Genomic DNA, 18,291 nt, shown 5'->3' with positions numbered 1-18,291 from the left:
AACAGATGTTTTTCTCTCACCGTGTCACGCTACCGACGACGCGCCGTTGCATCCGCGAACGCAGCATCATTAAATGGCGTTAACTCCTTGTTACCGGATACCGCCATGAGCCCCGATTACACCGTGATTGATTCCGTTCCGTCAGCTGATGATTTTTGCCGTTTACGCCTTATCGCCGGCATGTCGCCGCGCCCGCTGGAGGGCGTGAAAGCAGGGCTGCCGCGAAGCTGCTATGGCGTGCATATCCTCTGGCAAGGCGTTCCCGTGGGCATGGGACGTATCGTTGGCGATGGCGCGGTGAATTTCGACATCGTCGACGTAGCGGTCGATCCTGCGCACCAGGGGAAAGGGCTGGGAAGAGTCATCATGGAAAAGATCGTCAGCTGGCTGGACGCTAACGCCTGCCAGGGCGCCTATGTCACGCTGATCGCCGACGTCCCCGAGCTGTACGCGAAGTTTGGTTTTACCCGGTGCGCCCGGCCAGCGAAGGAATGGCCAGAGTCTGGTCGTAGGGCAAGCGGCTGTAAACCCGCGGAGTGTTTTTCCTCTCAGGAAATCATTATTGTCCAAATGGCAACTCGTGCTGCCGCGCAATAGCCATTACTCTGTACGCCTCTATTCTCGCGGGGGTCTTATGGCACGCTTTCTTATCTGCAGTTTTGCGCTGGTTTTACTCTATCCATCCGGCATCGATATGTATCTGGTGGGTCTGCCGCGGATTGCGCAGGAGCTCGGCGCCAGCGAAGCGCAGCTGCATATTGCGTTCTCGGTTTACCTTGCGGGCATGGCCGCCGCAATGCTGTTTGCCGGCAGAATTGCCGACAGGTCCGGGCGTAAACCGGTGGCCATTTTCGGTGCGACGACATTTATTCTGGCTTCGCTGCTCTGCGCCCACGCGCAGAGCAGCGATCTCTTCCTGGTCGGGCGTTTTATCCAGGGCATCGGCGCGGGGAGCTGCTACGTCGTCGCTTTCGCCGTGCTGCGCGATACCCTCGACGATCGCCGGCGCGCCAGGGTGCTGTCGCTGTTGAACGGCATCACCTGCATTATCCCGGTCCTCGCTCCCGTTCTGGGTCACCTGATTATGCTGAAATACCCGTGGCAGAGCCTGTTCTACACCATGACCGGCATGGGGGTGATGGTCGGCCTGCTCTCGGTCTTTATGCTGCGGGAAACGCGGCCGGCAGCCCCTTCGCATACTCCCGCCGGGCAGAAAAATGCCACGGAATCACTGCTGAACCGCTTTTTCCTCAGCCGCATCGTCATTACCACCCTCAGCGTGACAGCGATTCTGACCTACGTTAACGTCTCCCCGGTATTGATGATGGAAGAGATGGGGTTCGATCGCGGACAATACTCGATGGCGATGGCCTTAATGGCGCTGGTCAGCATGACGGTGTCGTTTTCAACGCCCTTTGCGCTCACCCTGTTTAAACCGCGTACGTTGATGCTGACGTCACAGGTCATGTTCTTTACGGCCGGGACTTTGCTCAGCCTTGCCACCAGCCAGACGGTCACCCTGCTGGGTCTGGCACTAATTTGCGCCGGCTTCTCAGTGGGCTTCGGCGTCGCGATGAGCCAGGCCCTGGGGCCCTTTACCCTGCGGGCGGGGGTTGCCAGCTCGGTACTGGGCATTGCTCAGGTTTGCGGCTCTTCGCTGTGGATTTGGCTGGCCGCCATCATCGGGTTAAGTGCGATGAATATGCTGATCGGGATTCTCATTGGCTGTAGCATAGTGAGCATTGTTCTGATTCTGGCCGCTTCCTCTGTCCGGGCTGCGCAACATAATGAAGAAATCCCTGTCGAGTCTCGATCTTAATTTATTACTCTGTCTGCAGCTTCTGACCCAGGAGCTCAGCGTCACCCGCACGGCGAAACGTATGAACGTTTCGCCGTCGGCGGTGAGTAAATCATTAGCTAAACTACGCGCCTGGTTTGACGATCCGCTATTCGTTAAAACGCCGCTCGGTCTGTCGCCGACGCCATTGATGACCCGCATGGAGCAGGATCTGACGGACTGGATGCAGATGGGCAACCAGATCCTCGATAAACCCCACCACATCATGCCGAGCGGTCTGAAGTTCGAACTGGCGGCGGAAACGCCGCTGCTGATGATCCTGTTCAATTCCCTGTCGCAGCAAATCTACCAGCGCTATCCCCAGGCGCTGATCCGCCTGCGCAACTGGGATTACGACTCGCTGGACGCCATTATTCGCGGTGAGGTTGATATCGGCTTTTGCGGACGGGAAACGCATCCGCGTTCGCGGGAACAGCTGAGCCAGCTGCCGTGGTATATCGATTTTGAAGTCCTGTTTACCGATCTGCCTCAGGTATGGCTGCGGGCGGATCACCCGGCGCTCGATGAGGAGTGGAATCTGGCGACTTTTTTACGCTACCCGCATATCAATATCAGCTGGGAACAAAGCGATACCTGGGCGCTGGATGATGTTCTGCACGAACAGGGACACAAGCGCACCGTCGCGTTAACCCTACCGGGGTTCGAACAATCGCTGTTTATGGCCGCCCAGCCGAATCACACTATGCTGGCCACCGCGCCGCGCTATTGCCATCACTATAACCAGCAGCACCATTTACCGCTGGTTTCACGCCCGCTACCGCTGGAGCCGCTACTGCTGGAAAAAACGCGGGTGCCCTTCACCTTGCTGTGGCACAAACGCAATAGCGACAACCCCAAGCTGGTCTGGCTCAGAGAAACCCTCAAGCGGCTCTACAGGGACCCGCTCTAACGCGCTTTTCCTCATCAGCGTCTGCCAATCGCGCAATAATTTGTAAAATTCGCGCAAATACCCTTTTCAAGGGGTGATTTCCGCATTAAAACCTATCAATACCAGGTGATAATAACCGCCTCTATTTTATCTCAGACCATTAATCACGGAGCGACGAATGGCAACGCATTTTGCAAGAGGGATACTCAACACCCGGGAGCCGCTATCGACACGCCTGTCGGCGGCCTGTCATCAAGCCGCACAGCGCCTGCCAGAGTACCAGCAGGCCCGCTATCGCGCATCACGTTCACTGCTCGCCGAACTGGTGTTCATGCTGTATGGCATTAGCGAGCTTCCCGAAATCATCAGCGATGACCACGGCAGGCCGGTCTTTCGCGACCCCCATCTCCCCCGATTTTCTATTTCCTATGCCGGAAACATTGTCGGCGTCACGTTGACGACGGAAGGCGATTGCGGACTGGATATGGAACTTCAGCACGCCTCGCACGGCATTCATCCTCTGCACGATGCCAACCGCTATGTTTTCAACAGCAATGAGAATTTATGGATTAACATCCAGCACGATCCGGACGAAGCGCGCGCCCAGCTGGTGGCGCTGCGTCGCAGCGTGCTGAAGCTGACCGGCGAATCTTCCGTACGCCTGCAGCTGTTGCCCGGCGCGGGCCGGCTGCGAACCACCAACATACAGCCTGTTGAAGCCCTCTGCGACGCCGAAACGGTGCTGGTGTGGTCCATCGCCGCGACGCCCGCTATCGGCCAGCTTAAAGTCTGGGAATACACCCATCAGGACGGCTGGCGTAGTCTGCCGGACGCACAGCGGCGCGCGAAAGAAGCCTCTGCCCGTCTGATACGTTTTACCAGTCTGCCTGCAGAAAAAGCCTTCTCCCTCAACTGACCGGTCAGTCCGGCCATCATGATGCAAAGGAGCAATCATGTCTGATACGTTGAAAGTTGTTACGTTACTCGGAAGTCTGCGCAAGGGGTCTTTTAATGGCATGGTCGCACGTACCCTGCCAGGTATCGCGCCGGCGGGCATGGAAATCTCCGCACTGCCGTCGATTGGCGACATTCCGTTGTATGACGCGGATGTTCAGCAGGAAGAAGGTTTCCCGCAAGGCGTGCAGGATATTGCACAACAGATTCGCGAAGCGGACGGCGTCGTCATCGTGACGCCCGAATATAACTATTCCGTGCCTGGCGGCCTGAAAAACGCGATTGACTGGCTGTCGCGCCTGCCTGAACAACCGCTGGCCGGGAAACCGGTACTGATTCAAACCAGCTCGATGGGCGCTATCGGCGGCGCACGCTGCCAGTATCACCTGCGACAGATACTGGTGTTCCTTGATGCGATGGTGATGAACAAACCTGAGTTTATGGGCGGCGTAATTCAGAACAAAGTCGATCCGCAGTCGGGTGAAGTGGTCGATCAGAGCACCCTCGACCATCTGCGCGGCCAGCTAACCGCATTTGGCGAGTATATTCAGCGCGTCCGTTAAATATAAAAAAAGCCCGGCAGCGCTGCCGGGCTTTTTCATTATGATGCGCGAGCGTTAATGTGCGTCAATAAACACGATTTTCAGCACGAACAGCAGCGAGACGATAATTACGCACGGGCTAAGGTCGCGCAGGCGGCCGGTACCGATCTTCATCACGCAGTAAGAGATAAAGCCTAACGCAATCCCTTCGGTAATCGAGAAGCTAAACGGCATCATCACCGCGGTAATAAACGCCGGCACCGCTTCCGTCAGATCGTCCCACTTCACGCGCGACAGGCTCGATGTCATCAGCACGCCCACGTAGATCAGCGCACCTGCTGCGGCATACGCCGGTACCATACCCGCCAGCGGCGACAGGAAAATCACCAGCAGGAACAGAATACCAACGACTACCGCCGTCAGGCCGGTACGCCCGCCCACCGAGACGCCGGAGGAGGATTCGATATAAGCGGTGACGGAAGAGGTACCGATAAAGGAACCAGCCACCGATGAGATGCTGTCGACAAACAGCGCCTGCTTCATCCGTGGGAATTTACCCTTCTCATCGGCAAGGCCGGCTTTATCGGTCACGCCAATCAGGGTGCCGGAAGAGTCGAACAGGTTCACCAGCATAAAGGAGAAGATAACCCCCGCCAGACCGAGATTAAACGAGCCGGCCAAATCAACGTGGCCAATAACCGAAGTAATGCTCGGCGGCGCGGAAACAATCCCGGCGTAGTGAACATCACCCAGTATCCAGCCCAGCAGCGTCGTCACCACGATGGAAACCAGCACCGCCGCATGAATGTTACGGGAGGCCAGAATAGCAATAATAAAGAAGCCGAGGATCCCCAGCAGGACGCTGTGAGAGGTCAGATTGCCGATACTCACCAGGGTGTCCTGATTCGCGACAATCACGCCGGCATTTTTCAGCCCCATCATACCGATGAACAGACCGATACCGCTGGTGATCCCCACGCGCAGGCTGAGCGGAATATTGGCGATCATCCAGTAACGCACGCGGAAAATGGTCAGCAGCAGCAGGCCAACGGCGCCCCAGAAAATGGCGCCCATCCCCACCTGCCACGACAGGCCCATCGCCTGGACGACGACAAAAGCGAAGAAAGCATTCAGGCCCATTGCCGGCGCCAGCGCGACCGGCAGGTTTGCGAACAGCCCCATCAGAATACTACCGAAGGCGGCAATCAGACAGGTCGTCACAAACACAGCGCTGGTATCCATACCCGCCACGCCAAGTATTTGTGGGTTAACGAAAACAATGTAGACCATCGTCAGAAAGGTGGTGAAACCTGCGATCGCTTCGGTGCGTGCCGTCGTGCCGTGTTCACGGAGTTTGAACACGCGCTCCAGCAGACCCTGGCCAGAAGACTGGCTGGTTTGTTGTTGACTCATTATCGGTTTCCGAACAAAGGAGGGAAATTTCGCCGCTATCCTATACCAAAATGCGACACCAGGTGCAGTTGTATGGTAATTTTTTTCATTGAATTTGCTTATACGGCAACGATTGCGTCCCGGCAATATACATGACGAAAACGTTAAACTGATTAAAATGGAAACGGCATGTCCCAAATAGAAGCTCTATTTTTCGACTGTGACGGCACGCTGGTCGACAGCGAAGTGATCTGTTCCCGCGCCTATGTTCACATGTTCAAAGCGTTCGGTATTACCCTGGATTTAGAAGAGATATTTAAGCGTTTCAAAGGGGTAAAGCTCTACGAAATCATCGACACCATCAATGAAGAGTACGGCGTCGACCTGCAAAAACCTGAGCTCGAACCGCTCTACCGTGCCGAAGTCGCGCGCCTGTTTGATTCAGAACTGGAAGCGATCGCCGGTGCCGAAACGCTGCTGGATGCGGTAACCGTGCCGATGTGCGTGGTTTCGAACGGCCCGGTGAGCAAAATGCAGCACTCGCTCGGTCGAACCGGCATGTTGCGCCATTTTCCCGACCGACTGTACAGCGGTTACGATATCCAACGCTGGAAGCCCGATCCGGCGCTGATGTTCCATGCGGCGAAAGCGATGGACGTTAACGTCGGAAACTGCATTCTGGTGGATGATTCCAGCGCGGGCGCGCAGTCAGGAATCGATGCCGGGATGGAGGTTTTCTACTTCTGCGCCGATCCGCATAACAAACCGATCGTTCATCCGAAAGTGACGACGTTTACCGATTTAGCGCAGCTGCCGGCGCTGTGGAAAGCGCGCGGCTGGAACATCACGCGATAATTGCCGGAGCCCCGGATGGCAGCGATCCGCGCCTTGTCCGGGCGACCCGCGCGCCCGTAGCCCCGGTAAGCGTAGCGCAACCGGGGAGCCGTGGTGATTACTCTTTCGGGTCTTTACCCGCCAGCAGCTTATCCAGTTCGTCGCCGCCCACGTGGCGAAAATCCTGTCCCTTCACAAAGTAGAAGATGTATTCGCAGATGTTCTGGCAACGGTCGCCGATCCGCTCAATAGACCGGGCGCAGAACAGGGCGGTCAGCACGCTGGGAATGGTACGCGAATCTTCCATCATATAGGTCATCAGCTGACGTACGATGCCCTCATATTCCTGATCGACTTTCTTATCTTCGCGATAGATACGCACCGCTTCGTCCAGATCCATGCGGGCGAACGCGTCCAGTACGTCATGCAGCATCTGCACGGTATGACGCCCCAGCGATTCCAGGCTGACCAGCAGCGGCTGATGCTGCTGGGAAAACTTCTCCAGCGCGGTACGGCAAATTTTATCCGCGACGTCGCCAATACGTTCCAGTTCCGCGATGGTTTTGATAATCGCCATCACTAAACGCAGGTCGCTGGCGGTAGGCTGACGCTTGGCAATAATGCGTACACAGGCTTCATCAATGGCAACTTCCATCATGTTGACCTGCTTATCACCCTCGATCACGCGTTTTGCCAGATCGCTGTCCTGATTGTGCATCGCGGTGATGGCATCAGAAAGCTGCTGTTCCACCAGCCCACCCATGGTCAACACCTGGGTGCGGATATACTCCAGTTCTGCATTGAACTGGCCGGAAATGTGTTTATTAAGATTTAGGTTGTCCATGGTGTCTCCTGAATGCCCAACTGGTTAGAGCCTGTGAAAGCAGAAGGGCAATCAACCGTAGCGGCCAGTAATATAATCTTCAGTTTGCTTCTTCGCGGGCTTGGTAAACAGATCGTCCGTGTTACTGAATTCAATCAGCTCGCCAAGGTACATAAATGCCGTATGGTCTGAACAACGCGCAGCCTGCTGCATGTTGTGGGTAACAATAACGACGGTGTAATCCTGCTTCAGTTCGGTGATCAGCTCTTCAATACGCCCGGTTGAGATCGGATCCAGCGCGGAACACGGTTCATCCAGTAACAGCACTTCCGGGCGAATCGCGATACCGCGCGCGATGCACAGACGCTGCTGCTGCCCGCCGGAGAGAGAATATCCACTCTGATGCAGTTTATCTTTGGTTTCGTTCCATAATGCGGCTTTGGTCAACGCCCACTGGACGCGCTCATCCATATCGGCGCGCGACAGCTTTTCAAACAGGCGAACGCCGAAGGCGATATTGTCATAAATCGACATCGGGAACGGCGTCGGCTTCTGGAAGACCATGCCGACTTTCGCCCGCAGCAGGGCGATATCTTGGGTGTTGGTCAGAATGTTGTCGCCATCCAGCAGAATTTCGCCTTCCGCACGCTGCTCCGGGTACAGTTCAAACATTTTGTTAAACGTACGCAGCAGGGTCGATTTACCGCAACCTGACGGGCCGATAAACGCTGTAACCTGGTTTTTGGTGATATCCAGGTTGATGTTTTTCAGGGCATGGAATTTTCCGTAGTAGAAGTTCAGGTTACGAACTGAAAGTTTACCCGGGGTCGCATTCGCCATACTCATCAATCTCTTCCTCATTCGGCGCCGCATTTCGCCGCGCCGCAAAAATTAACCGTGTTTATTCTTCGCGAAAACCACGCGCGCCAGAATGTTCAGCAGCAATACGCACAGGGTGATAAGCAATACCCCGGCCCATGCCAGTTGCTGCCACTCCGCGAACGGACTCATGGCAAATTTGAAAATGGTCACCGGCAGGTTGGCGATCGGCTGCATCATATCGGTGCTCCAGAACTGGTTGGAGAGCGCGGTGAACAGCAGCGGCGCCGTTTCCCCGGCGATACGGGCGATGGCCAGCAGAATCCCCGTCATGATCCCGGAAACCGAGGCCTTCAGGGTGATCGCGGAAATCATCTTCCACTTCGGCGTCCCCAGCGCATAGGCCGCTTCACGCAGGCTGTCCGGCACCAGTTTCAGCATATTTTCCGTGGTGCGAATGACGATCGGGACCTGCAGCAGCGCCAGCGCGATGACCCCAGCCCAGCCGGAAAAGTGCTGCATCTGCGCCACCACAATGGTGTAGACGAACAGACCCACCACGATGGACGGAGCGGAAAGCAGGATATCGTTAATAAAACGAATCACTTCCGCCAGCCAGGACTTACGCCCATATTCCGCCAGATAGATCCCCGCCATAATGCCCAGCGGCGTACCGAAAATCGTGGACCACAGGATCAACAGGCCGCTGCCGGCCAGAGCATTCGCCAGACCACCGCCTGCGGTGTTCGGCGGCGGCGTCATTTCAGTGAACAACGCCAGCGACATCCCATCGAAGCCGCGCGTAATCGTGGCCATCAGGATCCATACCAGCCAGAACAGACCAAACACCATCGTCGCCATGGAAAGCGTCAGGGCGATACGGTTCTTCAGCCGACGTTTGGCCTGCATTTTACGGCGGGATTCCGCCAGCTCAGCGGTGGTTTGCAATTCGAGCGTTGCCATCAGCGAGCCCCCTCATTCTTAGCGAGGCGCATAATCATGAATTTAGACGCCGCCAGAACAATAAAGGTGATAACGAACAGAATCAGCCCCAGTTCCATCAGCGCCGCCACGTGCAGGCCGGTTTCCGCTTCGGCAAACTCATTGGCCAGCGCAGAGGTGATACTGTTGCCCGGCATATACAGCGAGGCGCTATCCAGCTGGTAGGTGTTACCGATAATAAAGGTCACCGCCATGGTTTCCCCCAGCGCGCGCCCCAGACCCAGCATCACGCCGCCGATCACCCCATTCTTGGTAAACGGCAGCACGATACGCCAGATAACTTCCCAGGTCGTACAGCCGATGCCGTAGGCCGACTCTTTCATCATCACCGGCGTCTGCTCGAAGACATCGCGCATTACCGCAGCGATATACGGGATAATCATGATGGCCAGAATGACGCCTGCCGCCAGAATACCGATCCCAAACGCCGGGCCGGCAAACAGCGCCCCCACAAACGGAATCGTCGACAGGACGTTGCCCACCGGCTCCTGGAAGTAGGTGGCGAACAGCGGGGCAAAGATAAACAGGCCCCACATGCCGTACACGATACTGGGGATAGCCGCCAGCAGCTCAATCGCGATGCCAAGCGGGCGTTTCAGCCAGCCCGGCGAGAGTTCCGTCAGGAATAACGCGATGCCGAAGCTCACCGGAACGGCGATCAGCAGCGCGATAAACGAGGTGACCAGCGTCCCGTAGATGGGCACCAGCGCACCGAAGATTTCGTTGGGCGCATCCCACTCTTTAGTCCACAAAAAGGAAAAACCAAACTTCTGAATGCTTGGCCATGAAGAGATGATGAGGGAAACGATGATGCCGCCCAGCATCAATAGCACAATCAGCGCCGCCAGCTTAACCAGCACGCCGAAAATGATGTCACCCTTTTTCCCCGGAGGGTTAAATGCCGGCTTGGTTGCAGCCATAGGTTACTCTTTAAGTTCGGGCCCGAAAGACCGGTATTTTACCGTTCTTTCGGGCAAAGGTAATGCTATACACATCCTCCTGTAAGCTGCCTGCTTGCGGGCGGCTCAAGGTATGACGGTATTTAGTACAGCGCTTTACCGCTGCTGTCTTTCACGTTGGTTTTCCATGCAGCGCGTACCTGCTCAACCACGCTGTCCGGCAGCGTTGCGTAATCCAGAGCGTTAGCTTCTTTACCGCCGTTTTTGTACGCCCAGTCAAAGAATTTCAGCACTTCGGCCGTCTGTTCTGGTTTGGTCGTCGCTTTGTGTACCAGGATGAAGGTGGTTGAGGTGATCGGCCATGCGTTCTCACCGTTCTGGTTGGTCAGATCCTGGGCGAAGGATTTGCTCCAGTCGATACCTTTTGCCGCATTGGCAAAGTTATCTTCGTTCGGGCTAACCGGCTTACCATCTGCGGAGAGCAGTTTGGTGTAGGCCAGGTTGTTCTGCTTAGCGTAAGCGTATTCAACGTAGCCAATGGAGCCCGGCAGACGCTGAACGAAAGCGGCGATACCGTCGTTGCCTTTGCCGCCCAGGCCGGTCGGCCAGTTAACGGTAGAGCCGGCGCCGATTTTAGATTTCCACTCTTCGTTCACTTTCGCCAGATAGCTGGTGAAGACGAAGGAGGTACCGGAACCGTCAGCGCGACGAACCACGGCAATATTCTGTGCCGGCAGTTTCATACCCGGGTTGAGTTTAGCGATCGCTTCGTCATCCCACTTCTTAATTTTGCCGAGGTAGATATCCCCCAGGGTTTTGCCGTCCAGCACCAGCTCGCCGGATTTGACGCCCGGCAGATTGATAGCCAGAACCACGCCGCCGATAACGGTCGGGAACTGGAACAGGCCTTCCTGAGCCAGTTTGTCATCTTCCAGAGGTGCATCAGAAGCACCGAAATCAACGGTGTTGGCAATAATCTGTTTTACACCACCGGAGGAGCCGATGCCCTGGTAGTTCACTTTATTGCCGGTTTCTTTCTGATAGGTATCAGCCCATTTGGCATACACCGGCGCAGGGAAAGTTGCGCCCGCGCCAGTCAGGCTTGCCGCTGCAAATGCAGAAAAAGCGCTCATCGATAAGGTCGCGGCGACAACTGTTGCGACGGTGGTACGCATAACGTTCATAATGTCTCCTGCTGGATTCGTAAATCGTTGTTTCGAGGCTATGGTGAGCAAAATAGGACAAAGAGGTGACAGTAAAATGTACGAATTATTACAGTTTTATGACACCCAAAAAGATGCGCGGCTGGCGAAAATAAAAACAATATAAATCATATTGTTATATATTTAAGTGACGTTAAGTTTGCAGATAAATTTTCTTTTTATGACACCCGAAATCGTAGCCGAAGATGACAGTTTGTCATAAAACAGCGCCGCAGAATTTTTCACCGTGCAATGAAAAAAGGATCGAGCGGTAAGAAAAAGGGCCACCGGATGGCAGCCCTTTGCATAATGCATGGCATTTTATTCGACGGTAACCGATTTCGCCAGGTTACGCGGCTGGTCAACGTCCGTACCTTTAATCAGCGCGACGTGGTACGCCAGCAGCTGCAACGGTACGGTGTAGAAGATTGGCGCAATCACCTCTTCAACATGCGGCATCTCAATGATGTGCATGTTGTCGCTGCTGTTGAAACCGGCATCGCCATCGGCAAAGACGTACAGCTCTCCGCCACGGGCGCGCACTTCTTCGATGTTCGATTTCAGTTTTTCCAGCAGTTCGTTGTTTGGCGCCACGACAATCACCGGCATTTCCGCGTCAATCAGCGCCAGAGGGCCGTGTTTCAGCTCGCCGGCAGCATAGGCTTCCGCATGGATATAAGAGATCTCTTTGAGCTTCAGCGCCCCTTCCAGAGCGATCGGGTACTGATCGCCGCGGCCAAGGAACAGCGCATGATGCTTATCGGAGAAGTGCTCGGCCAGCGCTTCAATCCGCTTATCCTGAGACAGCATCTGTTCAATACGGCTCGGCAGCGCCTGCAGCCCCTGCACGATATCATGCTCAATCGCCGCATCCTGGCCTTTAAGACGCGCCAGTTTCGCCACCAGCAGCAGCAATACGGTCAGCTGGGTGGTGAAAGCCTTGGTCGACGCCACGCCAATCTCGGTGCCGGCGTTGGTCATTAATGCCAAATCGGATTCACGTACCAGGGAGGAACCGGCAACGTTACAGATAGCCAGTGAACCGAGATAGCCCAGCTCTTTTGACAGACGCAGCGCGGCCAGCGTATCCGCGGTCTCACCGGACTGGGAGAGCGTGATCATCAGGCTGTTGCGGCGTACCGCCGATTTGCGATAGCGGAACTCAGAGGCGATTTCGACATCGCACGGCACGCCCGCCAGCGCTTCAAACCAGTAGCGCGAAACCATACCGGAGTTATACGAGGTGCCGCAGGCCACAATCTGGATATGCTCAACCTGGGACAGCATCTCGTTAGCATGCGCCCCCAGCTCGCTCAGATCCACTTCGCCATGGCTGATACGCCCGGCGAGGGTGTTTTTGATCGCATTCGGCTGTTCGTAGATCTCTTTCTGCATGTAGTGGCGGTAAATACCTTTATCACCGGCATCATATTGCAGGTTGGATTCGATATCCGCACGCTTAACTTCAGCGCCGGATTTATCGAAGATCGCCACGGAACGACGGGTCACTTCGGCAATATCGCCCTCTTCGAGGAAGATAAAACGACGGGTCACCGGCAGCAGCGCCAGCTGATCGGAGGCAATGAAGTTTTCCCCCATCCCCAGACCGATGACCAGCGGGCTACCCGAACGGGCCGCCAGCAGGGTACCGGGATCGCGGGTATCCATAATGACGGTGCCATAAGCGCCGCGCAGCTGGGGGATGGCGCGCAGAACGGCTTCGCGCAGCGTACCGCCTTGTTCCAGCTCCCAGTGCACCAGGTGCGCAATCACCTCGGTATCGGTCTCGGAGACAAATACGTAGCCACGGGATTGCAGCAGTTCTCGCAGCGGTTCGTGGTTTTCGATGATACCGTTATGGACCACCACAATGTGTTCAGAAACATGCGGATGCGCGTTACCTTCAGACGGTTCGCCGTGCGTCGCCCAGCGGGTATGAGCAATCCCCGTACCACCGTGCAACGGCTGCTCTTCTACCGCCTGAGCCAACATCTGGACTTTACCGAGACGGCGAACGCGGGACATATGCCCTTCGTTATCAACTACTGCCAGACCGGCAGAGTCATATCCACGGTATTCCAGACGACGTAAACCTTCGAGAAGGATTTCAGCAATATCACGCTGCGCGACTGCGCCAACAATTCCACACATAGTTAAATTTCCTGATAATGGCGTTATGCCATGCGTTGTCGCTGACCTGTGTTTACCCTTCGCCTGTTACTGCGTTGGGTAATGCCCTTTACGGGCGCCCCGAGCCTTGTAGAGAGTGGGGTTATTTTTATGGTTACTGCCGTGGGGCGGAGGATTATATTATCCCCTCACCCCGCCCCTCGCCCCACCGGGACGAAGGATAAAAGAGTTACTTCTTCTTCACCGGACGCTGCCAGCCCTGTTTATGGACCTGCGGCACGCGGCTCAGCACCAGTTCGTTATCGGCAATGTCACGGGTGACCGTGGTACCCGCGGCAATAGTCACGCCATTGCCCACGGTAACCGGCGCCACCAGCTGGGTATCAGAACCGACAAACACATCGTCACCGATGATGGTCTTAAATTTATTGGCGCCATCATAATTACAGGTAATGGTACCGGCGCCGATATTCACGTTATCGCCGATTTCCGCATCACCGAGATAGGTAAGATGCCCCGCCTTCGACCCTTTACCGAGGCGCGCTTTTTTCATTTCGACAAAGTTGCCGACATGGGCGCCTTCCAGCAGCTCCGCGCCCGGACGCAGACGTGCGAACGGCCCGATAGTACAGGCGGCGTGCAGATGCGCATCTTCCACCACCGAATAAGGGCTAATCTCGCAATCATCGTCAAGGGTACTGTTTTTGATGACGCAGCCGGCGCCGATCTTCACGCGATCGCCCAGCACCACGTTCCCTTCAAGGATAACGTTAGTATCCATCTCCACATCACGCCCATGTTTCAGCGTACCGCGGAGATCAAAACGCGCCGGATCGCGCAGCATCACGCCGGCCAGCAGCAGTTTTTCAGCCTGTTCAGACTGATAGACGCGCTCCAGGCGGGACAGCTGCAGGCGGTTGTTTACCCCTTCCACTTCGCTTAGACGCTGCGGATGCACGGCAACGATTTCACGCCCTTCCTGATATGCCATCGCGATAATATCGGTGATGTAGTATTCGCCCTGCGCATTGTTGTTGGTCAGCTTCGCCAGCCAGCGTTTTAAATCCGCACCGCTGGCGATCAAAATCCCGGTATTAATTTCCTGAATCTGGCGCTGCGCTTCGCTGGCATCTTTATGCTCAACAATCCCGGTGACCTGGCCGTTTTCACGAGTAATACGACCATATCCGCTTGGGTCGTCCAGTTTCACCGTCAGCAAGCCAATACCGCCCTGCGGCTTCGCCGCACGCAGACGTTGCAGGGTATCGACGGAGATCAGTGGGACATCGCCATACAGCATCATGATGTCTTCATCATCTTTGAAGAACGGCGCCGCCTGCTGCATGGCATGGCCGGTACCGAGCTGTTCGGCCTGTAGGACCCAGTTCAGATTGTCTTCATGCAGCGTCTGGCGCAGCAGATCGCCGCCGTGCCCGTATACCAGGTGGACGGCGGAAGCGCCGAGATCTTTAGTAGCATCAATAACATGCTGCACCATTGGCTTCCCGGCCAGTGTATGCAACACCTTAGGAAGATCGGAATACATGCGGGTCCCTTTGCCTGCGGCAAGGATAACCACGCTCATCGCACTGTTTGACATACGCATCCTGACAGCTATTAGAACGAAAAGTAAAAGCCTTTCACGTTGAAATATCTACATATTTTTCATCATGAAACGAGACGAGGAAAAAACGCCCTGGCTCAACGCTATACACCATTTTATGGTGCTATTTTTCACCACTGCAAATGAGTTTACCTCCGAAAAAAGGTCATAAAGGAGGTAAATATCTGCTATCTCACTGCTTTTTCTGTTTTTTTGACGTCTGAATAAAGCATGAGTTAAAAAATAAAACACGATTTCAATATTCATTTATTGTGACATGGTAAATAGAAACAGCATTTCATTCTCATGATAATGCTGGTCAATATTTACCCTGGAGAACAAAAATGAATAAAAAAATACCTTTGGCATTAGCCCTTTCCAGCACAATTATCGCATTGCCGCTGCATGCTGACGAGCCGCATATCTGGCGGGGGATCGCTTTTGGCCAGTCTACTGATGTTAATTTTTCCTCGAATGTTCTGCCGGAAAAAATCGGCGTGAATGACGTAACGATTGCTGGAAAAAAGCTGACCCCGAACGATAGCGCCGATCTCAGCGCGCCCGTGATCCTTGAGAGCCGCGGCGGAAAAATCGCCAACTCCCATGATGGCCTGACCTTCTTTTATACTGAACTGTCGGCCCGGCAGAATTTTACCCTACAAGCCACGGTAACGGTCGATCAGTTTGGTCCGGAAAATGGCGCTCTCCCGGCGGCCCAGGAGGGCGCGGGACTGCTGGTTCGTGATGTCATCGGCCACCCGCGACAACAGCCTTTAAAGGTGGGTTATGAAGAGTTTCCGGCGGCAGCCAATATGGTGATGAACGCCATTATGACCCAGGATAAAAAAGACCACTCACGCGTTAAAGTGCAGGCGATCGCCCGCGAAGGTATTACCCAGCCGTGGGGCAACGCAGGTTCCACAATCAACCGCATCAGTTATAAAGAAAACATCGATCTGCGGCAAACACCCGCTTTCCAGCTCAGGCTGGCGCGCACCGACGAGGGGTTTATAACCTCATGGGCACCGGTCGGCAGCGACGCATGGGTCAGCCAGAAGGTCCCTCACGCCGACCTGATCGCGCAACAGGATAAAGAGCGCTACTACGTGGGCTTTTTTGCCTCACGCAACGCGAAAATCACCGTCACTCACGCTTCGCTGGCAACATCGGCTGCGCATACGGTTGCCTCACGACCGTCTGTCGCCAGCCGCTGGCCGCTGGTGATGCAAATAGCCTCGGGCGCAAAAAGCGCAGACGCGGAGTACATTCTGCAGGCGCGCGCGAACGATGATGGCGACTTTACCCTCCTCCAGGATGAAGTGACGATTGGGTTGGGCAAACGGGTCAAAGCCGGAGAGATGCTGACGCAACCGGCCACGCTTAAGGATAAGAGCACCTTCGAGATTCGTTTTACCCCAGCCAACGGCCAAAAGCCGGTGACGCAACGTCTGACGGTTGAACGCATCTCTCCCATCGAAGGGAATACGCTGTATGTTTCTCCTCAGGGGCAGGCCAGCGCCAAAGGGACGGCCGGCTCACCGTTCGACCTCGCCACCGCCGTTGAGCGGCTGCCGCCAGGGGGGAAGATTGTTTTAGCCGCCGGGGATTATCCGCAAACGCTGATTCCGCTGCAGGCCAGCGGGCTGCAGGGACGGGAAAAAACGCTGCAGGCCGATGGGAAGGCCGTCGTTCATGGCCTGCTGCTGGATGCAAGCTACTGGCATATCAACGGTATTTCAGTCACCGATAAAAGTCTGCGCATCCAGGGCAGTCATAACCTGATCGAGAACGTCACCGCCTACAAAAATGAGGATACCGGGATTCAGATATCCTCTCCGGATAAGATTGGTCGCCCGCTGTGGGCCAGCTATAACCGGGTGGTGAACTCAGAATCGTTCAGTAACGAGGATCCCGGAAAGATTAACGCCGACGGTTTCGCGGTAAAAATGCGCGTAGGAGAAGGCAACCGGCTGGAAGGGTGCTACTCGCACGATAACATCGACGACGGATTTGACCTGTTCAACAAGATTGAAGACGGCGCCAACGGCGTTGTGGTGATCGAGAATTCAATTGCCCGCAATAATACCAGCAACGGTTTCAAACTGGGTGGGGAAGGGCAGCCGGTAGGCCACGAAGTACGCAACAGCATCGCGACGGGCAATCATCTGGACGGGTTCACCGACAATTTCAACCCCGGCAAGCTGGTGGTGGTCAACAACGTGGCGGTGGATAATCAGCGTTTTAACTATATCTTCCGCCCCAGCCCTTACGGCAAGCCGGAGACCCAGGGCCGCTTCAGCAACAACCTCTCTCTGCGCAGCCAGCCCGGGAAATATGATGATGCCGTCGTCGGTAACGTTGAGGCTAATAACTTCTTTATTCGCGATGGCAGAAGCGTCAACGCGGCAGGGAAAACCATCACCGGCGACGATTATCAAACGCTGGCGCTACCGGATCCGTTGTTACGCCGTGCCGACGGCAGTTTTGCGACCGGCAATTTTCTCAACCGTCATTAGGCCGCACTCTGCGGGTAACGACGTCTTACACCTTCACCGAAGGACAAAAACACCAGGGTCGCCCTCAGGCGACCTTGTTCTTTTCAGCTTCACACCGCAAGGGTTGTCGTGTTCATTAGCGGGACAGCGCGAAGGCGGAACGGCTTAGTGGTTGAAAGTACCGAAGGTGACGTTCATCGCGCTGAAGAAAGCGATAATTTTGTTAAGCAGTTTCATGATGGCTTCCTGATTAAAGAATACGTTCTGCCGAGCTCGTTATGTGATAAACATCACAAAATAAGTCTACGCCGCACTATTTAATCGTTCAACAAAAGCGTGACTTAAATCACAAAAATTTAAAATGCGGTTTTAGTTTTGCAATTGTTGAAACGAAGCCATAAAAAAAGCCAGCCTGGAAACCAGACTGGCCTTTTAACTTTCAAGCCGGTGTTACATCGCTTTTTTGGTCAACTCGATAACGCGCAGTTTGGCGATCGCTTTGGCCAGTTCCGCGGACGCCTGAGCGTAATCCACGTCGCCGTGAGAGCTGTTAATGTGCTCTTCCGCTTTACGCTTCGATTCCAGGGCTCGCGCTTCGTCGAGATCCTGGCCACGAATTGCCGTATCAGCCAGAACGGTCACGCTACCAGGCTGCACTTCGAGAATGCCGCCGGACAGATAGATAAACTCTTCATGACCGTGCTGTTTAACGATGCGAATCATACCAGGCTTAATGGCGGTGAGCAGCGGCGCGTGACCCGGGTAAATACCCAGTTCACCTTCACTACCCGTTACCTGGATTTTTTCGACCAGGCCGGAGAACATCTGTTTCTCCGCGCTGACGACATCCAGGTGGTAAGTCATTGCCAT

At 55.1% G+C, this 18,291-nt stretch carries 15 protein-coding genes and 1 pseudogene; 7 read left to right on the top strand and 9 right to left on the bottom strand.

Translation table 11 applies throughout. From position 1 onward, the window contains the following. Positions 1-105 precede the first annotated feature (105 nt). From EDF73_RS10965 to EDF73_RS10945, 5 genes and pseudogenes are all read left to right on the top strand, one after another. A pseudogene (locus EDF73_RS10965) lies at positions 106-512 on the top strand (GNAT family N-acetyltransferase). A gap of 122 nt (positions 513-634) precedes the next feature. After that, positions 635-1,819 (top strand): MFS transporter, encoded by a 1,185-nt coding sequence (locus EDF73_RS10960; protein ID WP_132729108.1) that lies wholly within the window; start codon positions 635-637, stop codon positions 1,817-1,819. Then, positions 1,788-2,747: an HTH-type transcriptional regulator YidZ gene (gene yidZ, locus EDF73_RS10955; protein ID WP_132729107.1), complete on the top strand. Its 960-nt coding sequence runs from the start codon at positions 1,788-1,790 to the stop codon at positions 2,745-2,747. Before EDF73_RS10960 ends, yidZ begins: the two co-directional genes overlap by 32 nt. A gap of 157 nt (positions 2,748-2,904) precedes the next feature. Further along, the gene (locus tag EDF73_RS10950; protein ID WP_132729106.1) at positions 2,905-3,642 is read left to right on the top strand and encodes a hypothetical protein; all 738 of its coding nucleotides are present in this window, start codon (positions 2,905-2,907) and stop codon (positions 3,640-3,642) included. 37 nt (positions 3,643-3,679) lie between these two features. Beyond that, on the top strand, positions 3,680-4,243 hold the full coding sequence (locus tag EDF73_RS10945) for an NADPH-dependent FMN reductase (protein ID WP_132729104.1): 564 nt from the start codon (positions 3,680-3,682) through the stop codon (positions 4,241-4,243). 54 nt (positions 4,244-4,297) lie between these two features. Here EDF73_RS10945 and EDF73_RS10940 read toward each other — a convergent pair whose 3' ends face one another. After that, positions 4,298-5,635, bottom strand: coding sequence for an NCS2 family permease (locus EDF73_RS10940; protein ID WP_132729102.1), 1,338 nt, complete (start codon positions 5,633-5,635; stop codon positions 4,298-4,300). Between the two features lie 168 nt (positions 5,636-5,803). On the opposite strand from EDF73_RS10940, the gene yieH reads away from it, so the two are divergent. Then, a complete protein-coding gene (gene yieH, locus EDF73_RS10935) occupies positions 5,804-6,469 on the top strand; it encodes a 6-phosphogluconate phosphatase (RefSeq protein WP_132729101.1) in 666 nt (221 codons plus the stop codon). A gap of 97 nt (positions 6,470-6,566) precedes the next feature. On the opposite strand, the gene phoU is transcribed toward yieH, so the two are convergent. The 7 genes from phoU to glmU all read right to left on the bottom strand — a co-directional run bounded on the left by phoU (position 6,567) and on the right by glmU (position 14,923). Next, a complete protein-coding gene (phoU, locus tag EDF73_RS10930; protein ID WP_132729099.1) occupies positions 6,567-7,292 on the bottom strand; it encodes a phosphate signaling complex protein PhoU in 726 nt (241 codons plus the stop codon). A 51-nt stretch (positions 7,293-7,343) separates the two neighbouring features. After that, positions 7,344-8,117: a phosphate ABC transporter ATP-binding protein PstB gene (gene pstB / locus EDF73_RS10925; RefSeq protein WP_004869200.1), complete on the bottom strand. Its 774-nt coding sequence runs from the start codon at positions 8,115-8,117 to the stop codon at positions 7,344-7,346. Positions 8,118-8,162: 45 nt separating this feature from the next. Then, positions 8,163-9,053, bottom strand: a complete 891-nt coding sequence (pstA, locus tag EDF73_RS10920) for a phosphate ABC transporter permease PstA (protein ID WP_132729097.1) — start codon at positions 9,051-9,053, stop codon at positions 8,163-8,165. Further along, positions 9,053-10,012 carry a phosphate ABC transporter permease PstC gene (gene pstC, locus EDF73_RS10915; protein WP_132729095.1) on the bottom strand — a complete coding sequence of 320 codons (960 nt, stop codon included), beginning with the start codon at positions 10,010-10,012 and terminating at the stop codon, positions 9,053-9,055. Before pstC ends, pstA begins: the two co-directional genes overlap by 1 nt. 122 nt (positions 10,013-10,134) lie before the next feature. Beyond that, on the bottom strand, positions 10,135-11,175 hold the full coding sequence (gene pstS, locus EDF73_RS10910) for a phosphate ABC transporter substrate-binding protein PstS (protein WP_132729094.1): 1,041 nt from the start codon (positions 11,173-11,175) through the stop codon (positions 10,135-10,137). Between the two features lie 339 nt (positions 11,176-11,514). Beyond that, entirely contained in the window at positions 11,515-13,344 is a 1,830-nt protein-coding gene (gene glmS / locus EDF73_RS10905) for a glutamine--fructose-6-phosphate transaminase (isomerizing) (RefSeq protein ID WP_132729092.1), read from the bottom strand. A 208-nt stretch (positions 13,345-13,552) separates the two neighbouring features. Continuing rightward, a complete protein-coding gene (gene glmU / locus EDF73_RS10900; protein WP_132729090.1) occupies positions 13,553-14,923 on the bottom strand; it encodes a bifunctional UDP-N-acetylglucosamine diphosphorylase/glucosamine-1-phosphate N-acetyltransferase GlmU in 1,371 nt (456 codons plus the stop codon). Between the two features lie 347 nt (positions 14,924-15,270). Between glmU and EDF73_RS10895 the strand changes: the two genes are divergently transcribed. After that, on the top strand, positions 15,271-17,442 hold the full coding sequence (locus tag EDF73_RS10895; protein ID WP_132729088.1) for a right-handed parallel beta-helix repeat-containing protein: 2,172 nt from the start codon (positions 15,271-15,273) through the stop codon (positions 17,440-17,442). A gap of 429 nt (positions 17,443-17,871) precedes the next feature. Here the strand turns inward: EDF73_RS10895 and EDF73_RS10890 are convergent, their stop codons facing one another. Beyond that, a complete protein-coding gene (locus tag EDF73_RS10890; RefSeq protein WP_132729086.1) occupies positions 17,872-18,291 on the bottom strand; it encodes a F0F1 ATP synthase subunit epsilon in 420 nt (139 codons plus the stop codon).

The organism is Klebsiella sp. BIGb0138, assembly GCF_004342285.1.
Classification (GTDB): domain Bacteria; phylum Pseudomonadota; class Gammaproteobacteria; order Enterobacterales; family Enterobacteriaceae; genus Klebsiella.
This window is presented reverse-complemented; position numbering and strand designations above follow the sequence as displayed.